The sequence below is a fragment of the Arcticibacter sp. genome, assembly GCF_045629565.1.
Lineage (GTDB): Bacteria > Bacteroidota > Bacteroidia > Sphingobacteriales > Sphingobacteriaceae > Arcticibacter.
Genome location: NZ_JAZQRL010000057.1, coordinates 1 through 6,818 on the forward strand (window position 1 = coordinate 1; position 6,818 = coordinate 6,818).

Annotated in this window: 4 protein-coding genes; 1 reads left to right on the plus strand and 3 read right to left on the minus strand. The window is 44.8% G+C overall.

Annotated features, from left to right (window positions below; all coding sequences use genetic code 11):
* Nucleotides 1-400: integrase core domain-containing protein (locus tag ACKI5J_RS07310; protein WP_407428029.1), on the plus strand; the 400-nt coding region annotated here is incomplete at its 5' end.
* Nucleotides 401-648: 248 nt separating this feature from the next.
* Here the strand turns inward: ACKI5J_RS07310 and ACKI5J_RS07315 are convergent.
* The 3 genes from ACKI5J_RS07315 to ACKI5J_RS07325 form a co-directional block, all read right to left on the minus strand.
* Entirely contained in the window at nucleotides 649-1,527 is an 879-nt protein-coding gene (locus ACKI5J_RS07315; RefSeq protein WP_407428031.1) for an ankyrin repeat domain-containing protein, read from the minus strand.
* A gap of 8 nt (nucleotides 1,528-1,535) precedes the next feature.
* The gene (locus ACKI5J_RS07320; RefSeq protein ID WP_407428033.1) at nucleotides 1,536-4,985 is read right to left on the minus strand and encodes a DUF6443 domain-containing protein; all 3,450 of its coding nucleotides are present in this window, start codon (nucleotides 4,983-4,985) and stop codon (nucleotides 1,536-1,538) included.
* A 14-nt stretch (nucleotides 4,986-4,999) separates the two neighbouring features.
* On the minus strand, nucleotides 5,000-6,818 hold a 1,819-nt coding region (locus tag ACKI5J_RS07325; protein ID WP_407428035.1), incomplete at its 5' end, for a hypothetical protein.

Below are 6,818 nucleotides of genomic sequence, written 5' to 3' on the forward strand. Positions count from 1 at the left end.
CAAGTCCCTCAAAGGAGGAGATGTTCAACAGGAACTTCGCAATGTTGTCCTATGTGAGGGAGTTGTTCCTGAAAGAATCCAATGTGATAACGGCAGTGAATTTATATCCAAAGAAGTAGATCGCTGGGCATATGAGAATAATGTTACCTTGGATTTCTCCCGACCGGGAAAACCAACTGATAATCCATATGTTGAATCATTTAACGGTAAGTTTAGAGACGAATGCCTTTCTGTCAATTGGTTCCTGAGTATGGAAGATGCCTGTGAGAAAATCGAGGACTGGCGATGGGAATACAACCACTTCCGCCCGCATAGTACGCTGGACGATTTATCTCCACAGGAATTTATTAACTTGCATGAAGATACGCCCCGAACCTCTATTTTAGACTGCTCGAGATAGAGGGAGGAAGTCACTGACTGGAATTATTTAGTTTTGAATGTAGCTAGTTAGGGGAAGATTACAAAGGCGTGAACGCGTCGTTCGACGAAAAGACCGTAGAGCGAATGCAGGAAATAGAAAGCTTAAGCCTAGCCATCAAGGAAAAGCTGTTCTTCTTTATCGATACTGTGCTAAGGGACACCAAAGCACAAAAGGCATACGGTTCTTAAAAACAAAGCCCAACATTGCTGATTAGGCTTTGTATATCATTAATACTTCCGTGAATATTCTTCCCAGTTTTTAGGGTATTTCTTTTTTATTTCTTTTAATATGTAATCCGGAATCGGCTCTTTATAATAGTCCAAGCCCTTACCCTTCAAAAAAGCTATGACCTCCAGCTTTTTTTGATAATCTGGCGATTGCAGGTCAAATACACACTTCCTTAATGCCTCCAGTATGTAGACATCATGACCGTTAAACATCTTGTATATTATTCTTTTATAGTCTGCACCATGTTGTAATAGATATAATACAACATCCAGTCTTTTTTGCGAAAAAGCGTCAGCTAATGGCAAGTTAGTAAAAAAGGGATTGCCATCATTAGAATAATTTACATCCGCCCCTGCTTCAACCAAGTATTTTACCCGTTCAAGGTTATTTATATCCTTATAGGAAATAGCTTTATTCAAGGCTGTTTCTCTCGCCATATCCTTACCTTTTACCGGCGCTGTTTCTTTGGCGTTCGGATCACCACCATGGGTTAAAAGCAGCTTAATGTAGTTAGGGTCATCATTAGCTGCTGCATCAATCATTGCTGTAGTACCTCGATAACTATCCTTTAGATTAGGGTCTGCCCCAAGCTGTAACATAGTGCTTGCACTTTCAAAACCGCTATTTATAACCGCCAGCATCAATAATGTATTCCCAAACCGGGGTTCTTGATAATCAACTTCCATTCCCTTGCTTACTAATTCTCTTATCTTTGCTGTATCTCCCGCCTCAACTGCCTTAGCCAAAGGCCAGGCAGGAGTACCCTGAAATAAACGGTAATCATTACCTGGTAATTTTGATTTATCAACTTCCTCTTCCTGATTATTACAGGATGTTAAGGAGCAAAAAGCCATTATTATGATCAATATCTTTTTCATTATATATGTTAAAAAAATTTAGGCGGGATTAGTGCCTGCTTTACCTTATTCAACATTTGCTGACCAATTGTAGGTGTACTTAGAGCCTCTATTACCGAATTAATGCTATGACCATTCACCGTCCCACTTATACTCCGCGGCTGCAAATAATGCTTGTTTCCCCCCGCTGTAGGCACAGCCCCAGAACCTAGCTGAACAGCATTTAAGGGATCTGTAGTCATAATATAAGCATCGGTGTTAGATCTTCCTCCGCCTTTTGTAAACGGACTTAATCCGGCAGCATTAAATGTAATCGCCTTATCTCCAGTTGCGATGGAATTAGCCTCGGCCAGACCACCTCCAAGTGAGTGACCTGTAAAAGTCAGTTCCGAACCTCCAAGTCTTTCCTTTAATTGCCCTACAATAGACTTAGATTCAGCATATTGCTCTGAAGCGCCCACTAATTGAGCCGCATTATTTTTCCAATCTACACCATTTTCTGTACCTGCAGTAGCATATGTATATTCTGTCGTGCCGTCGACAGTACGTTCATATAATCCCGATTTAAGGCCACTCTCCCTATTGAACTGTATCCCTTTTCCCGCACTGGAAACTTTCCATCCGCCTTTCAGTTCAACTCTATCTCCGTAAACATGCTTTGACATAATAGCAGCTTCTTCAGGAGTCGGCTCATCAACAAACATACCATCAACGTCGATGAAACGTATCGGGTTATTAAGCGCATAACTATAGGGACTGTTTCTTCTAGAAATCTCAGAAAGCGGGTCTATTGTATTAAAACGCCCAATCACCGGATCATAGAACCTTGCACCGTAATCATACTGCTCCGTTAGTACATCCTGCTTCTCCTTGCCATTGTAAAGATAATTATTTTTATCGCCGAGTGTATGCCTCAACTTATTCAGTCCAAAAGCATAATACTCATCTGCCTGCACTACCCGGGCTACGTTACCTCCCTGATCGTCGATCGTCACGCGTGTGTTGCCCAGATGATCTTTCAGGAAGTACTCATACCGGTAGGTATTGTTGGCATTCCGCACCGCTCTTCCTTCTTCGGTCATCAGCTGACTGATCTGCCCGTTCTCATACTGGATCCCTGCGATGTAGTCGCGGGTCGTTGTGCCCTGTACCGAGCGCTGCTTGTTTCCATCGGCATCATACAGGTAAGTGGCTGTGCCGGTATTGCCTCCCGTTCCCGTCACACTTACCGGAAGGTTCAGCGCATTGTAGCCGATCATGACTTTTCGCACACCATCTGTAGTCATGTTGCCGTTGCCATCATACCCGTAGGTGCCCGTCTTAAAGCCCGAAATGCTCATCAGCCGGTTGCCCGTATAGGTGTAGTCCAACGTTCCGTTGCCCGTGCCACCGCGGATCAGCTTCGTAATATTGCCCACCTGATCATAGGTCAGCTCTTCTCCCAGTTCGTTGGCATTGCTGTAGGCAGCCGTCTTCAGCCTGTTCAGCTTATCATAACCGTACGTAAACCAGCGGTTACCGGTATGCGTACTGGTATATTCCTGCTCAGAGATGTTTCCGTTCCACTGCGCTGTTGCGCCCTTGGCCGGATCGTTATACCGCAGGTACTGATCAAACATCGCTGTTCCGGCTGTCATCGATTTGATCCAGCCCCGCTCGTTGTAGGCGTAAGCAATCGCCTTCATGTTATTATGCAGGCTCTTTTGTTTGAGCTGCCCCACTTCGTTGTAACTCAGCGAAGACAGCAATACCTCATTTTCATTATTGATCTTCTGCCAGGTGCGGGTCTTTCTCCCCATATGATCATACTCATTCCGCGTGGCCATCGTCACGCTCTTACCAGGACTCGTATGCACGCGGGTACTGGTCGTCAGCTCACCGCTGAAGTTGTAGGTATTATCTGTTACATCTGTTCCCTGCAAATGGTTCTCACTCTTGCTCTGTATTACCTGTCCTTTATCATCATAGTACAGTGCCGTGCGCAGCAAGGCACCGCTCTCACCTGACCGGACTTTGCTGCCTGTCAGCAGGCCTTTGGTCATGTTGCTTTGGCTACCCTGCTGGCCCCCGAATGGATTACCCGGAAAGCTATAGTCATCGTAGTAGTTTACCCGCATCACCTGCAGATTAGTAGTCGGATAACTCTGGTTATTGTAGCCTTCCAGATTATTGGCTGCAGAGCCCGCATAGGCCTCCCATTTGGTGGCATGATTATCCGCTGCGGTCTGTATGGCCGAACGGGTGCCCGATAGCGTGCAATAACCACGCATCACTTCTGCTCCCAGGGCATTGTACTTCACAAAGTGCCATTTGTTAGCAGCCCGCTGCAACGAATCCTGGCTCAGGATCTGCTGGTCCAGCGTGTTATACACCGTATACTCCCAGCCTTTGCCCGGAAGTTTCTTCTCGATCAACCGGCGTCTGCCGTCATACCGGTACTGATAACACAGGTCGTTCAACACCGTTGCGGTTGGAACCCCGCCGTCAGGCGCTGCTTTAGGTGGTAGCACAAAGCTCAAGTCTCCGAAATCATCGTACACATAGTAGGTCGAAAGCCCAACGCTTTCGCTCTCCCATACCCGCTTGAGCACGACCCGGCCTTCTTTGTCTTTATATTCTTCAGTAGTGCCACTTTTTCCGCTGGTCCAATTCTCGTCTTTGGTAATGGTCAGGTAAAGCTGCGAGGCGCCATAGTTCCCTGCACTGCTCAGCGTTCGTTTGTAGGCCCCTCCTGCGGTAACAACCTCAGCACGGAACAGCCTCACCGCGCGGTCGCCCGTAGCCGTATTCGTGCTATATTCTTGCTTTACAGTATGGCCGCTTCCCGCGATCGAAGCACTGTATGGCTGCCAGGGGTTACCAGGAGCTCCTTGCTCCAGTACCCGATTCAGGGGCGAGGCTTCAAAAACGGTTTGTGCATAGGGCGTGGGGATAGTAGGAACTCCAGCAGGTGGAGCCTGATAGAAGCTTCCCTGGGCACTCAGACCATCGGCTTTGTAACTGCCGTCCTTACTCGAAGAGGCATAAGGCAGGTATTTCTTTACCTCCCGGCCGAAAACGTCGTATTCTACAGGAATCACGATGTCTTTGTCGGCTCCCGGGCTGCCTTTGGTTTGTACCGTTTGCAGCGGCCTGCCCAGCCCGTCAAAATACTGCACGCGCTGCATGACTTCACCCACTACTTTCGTTGAAAGTTCCGTGCCGGACGAAAAGGGCTCCCTGGGAGTATACGTTACAATATAGTTCTGGTTCTGGCTCAATGAGGGTGCCAGGGGCGTCGTATTATACCGGCTGATGTAGGCATGAAAGCTGGAGCCTACCGGTACATGGAAACCCGGCAAAAGCGTAATGCTGCCACTGGAACTTACAACCGGCTTACCAGGATTATAGGTTGCCAGGGTGGTGTCCTGGCTGTAGCTATGCTTCTGACTGAACGCAGCAAGAATCAGAATCATAAAAGATATACGATAGCATTTCATAAAAATAGTTTTAATTATGGCTTGTAGTTATAGTGATATTCTTTGAGCAATTCGAGATTCTCGTTTTTTATCCAAAGAAGTCGCTGTAGATTATCATAACCGTAATATGTTGTTGATCCTCTTCTATCTGTCTGGCTGGTCATTCCGACCAGAGGCTCATATGTAAACGTGATAATCGCTGCACCTTTCAAAACGCCTGGAGCTCTTAGAGGTAATAAAAATAACCTTACATCTTCGTCTGTCGGCCTTTCTCTTCTACTAAACTCCTCAATATTCGCTCTTCCATTCAACAATTCCTCTATCTTGCTATATTCAGCATTTTGTATTTTAGCGATAGGATACATGCTATTATAACTCCAGATAAAGTGGCTCACTAGCCCATCTTCTGATATACTTAAAAGATTTCCTAGAGCATCATACTTAGTGAATTCGCGCCGATTTTCGTATACCGTCCCATTAGCAACAGCAGCCGAAGAAAGTAGAGCCTGGCCATTCTCCAATCTATAATTATTCTGCTCTCCTTTCGCCAACACACCATTTTTCCTGCTTTCGCTTTTTATTTTTGCATATAGAATGTGTTTATTGTCTACCATTTCGTTAAGGACAGAGACTGGTGTTTGCGTATCTGATGGCTTATCGGCTGAGTAGCGATCTAAGTGTACAACAGATTTGCCATCACTAGTTGATTCGATGATGGTGGTGGGTTGTATGTGATTTGGACTCGCATATTCATAGGTAATCGTCTTAAATACAGCATTATCACCATCATTGCTAATCGTTTTCTTGATCAATGCCGGCCACCCGGATGATATTTTGTAATCAATATAACTTGCCTCTTTAGAACTTATATAGTCAAACTTATTGTCAATAGTTGAATAAAAGACGTTAATTCCTCTTATCTCCGAACTGTTGTTATGAAAGGTATAATAGTTTCGTTCCCCAAAAATCTTACGTTTACTATTATCGTACTGCACCACACTATCTAACAATCCCCGCTTCCAATCAAATGCTTGTGATGGAATAAACGGAGATAGATACTTTAAAAATTCCATTGATCGCTCAAACGTAAATTCATTTCCTGCTGCCCAAACAGCACTCTTATACAATGCAGGATACACATCCGGGTAATCATAGGGTGACGTATATTTGTAGATCGAGTAACCATTCCCAGAGCGTGAAACTCTCACTTCTCGATAACCAATATGACTACCTTGAGTACTCCCTAATGGCAATGGAACGTCTGAATCAATATTAAAGACCGCATATACCTGCATGGTCTGCTGGTAACATCCGCTAACACTAAACAGACCGCAACCGTTACATGCACCTCCTCCTGTTGAATAGTTGAACAGCCTGGTGTAATAATGATCCGGCTTGGTCAATATGACGCCACTTGATGTATTCACTTCGTCACCTCCGGAATCATGTAGTCTGTAACCATAATCAGTCACCATCGCAGGCGAGCCTGCATTTCCCTTATCGGTTTTACGCTTAATTCTCAATCCACCTGCGATATTTTCAATTATTGTGGAAGATGTTGGTGGAACCTCAACTTTAATTGGAGTACTAAATGAAATAATTACCCCATTATTATTGATGAAACAACCTGAATTATTTGGGTTAGAACAGTAACTACTTCTATTATAACTCCTTTTTGCCCTTAACGTGTAAGTAATGCCAGGGCGCAATCTAACTAATCTCCTTCCTGTTATCACTCTTCTTGATGCTCCTTCATTAGCAGGAAGACCAGTCTCATCATAAAATGAATAGTCAGTACTTGAATTATTTAGAGGGAGGTTAGCAGTTCTTTTAGTTACTTCATCAAAAAATATA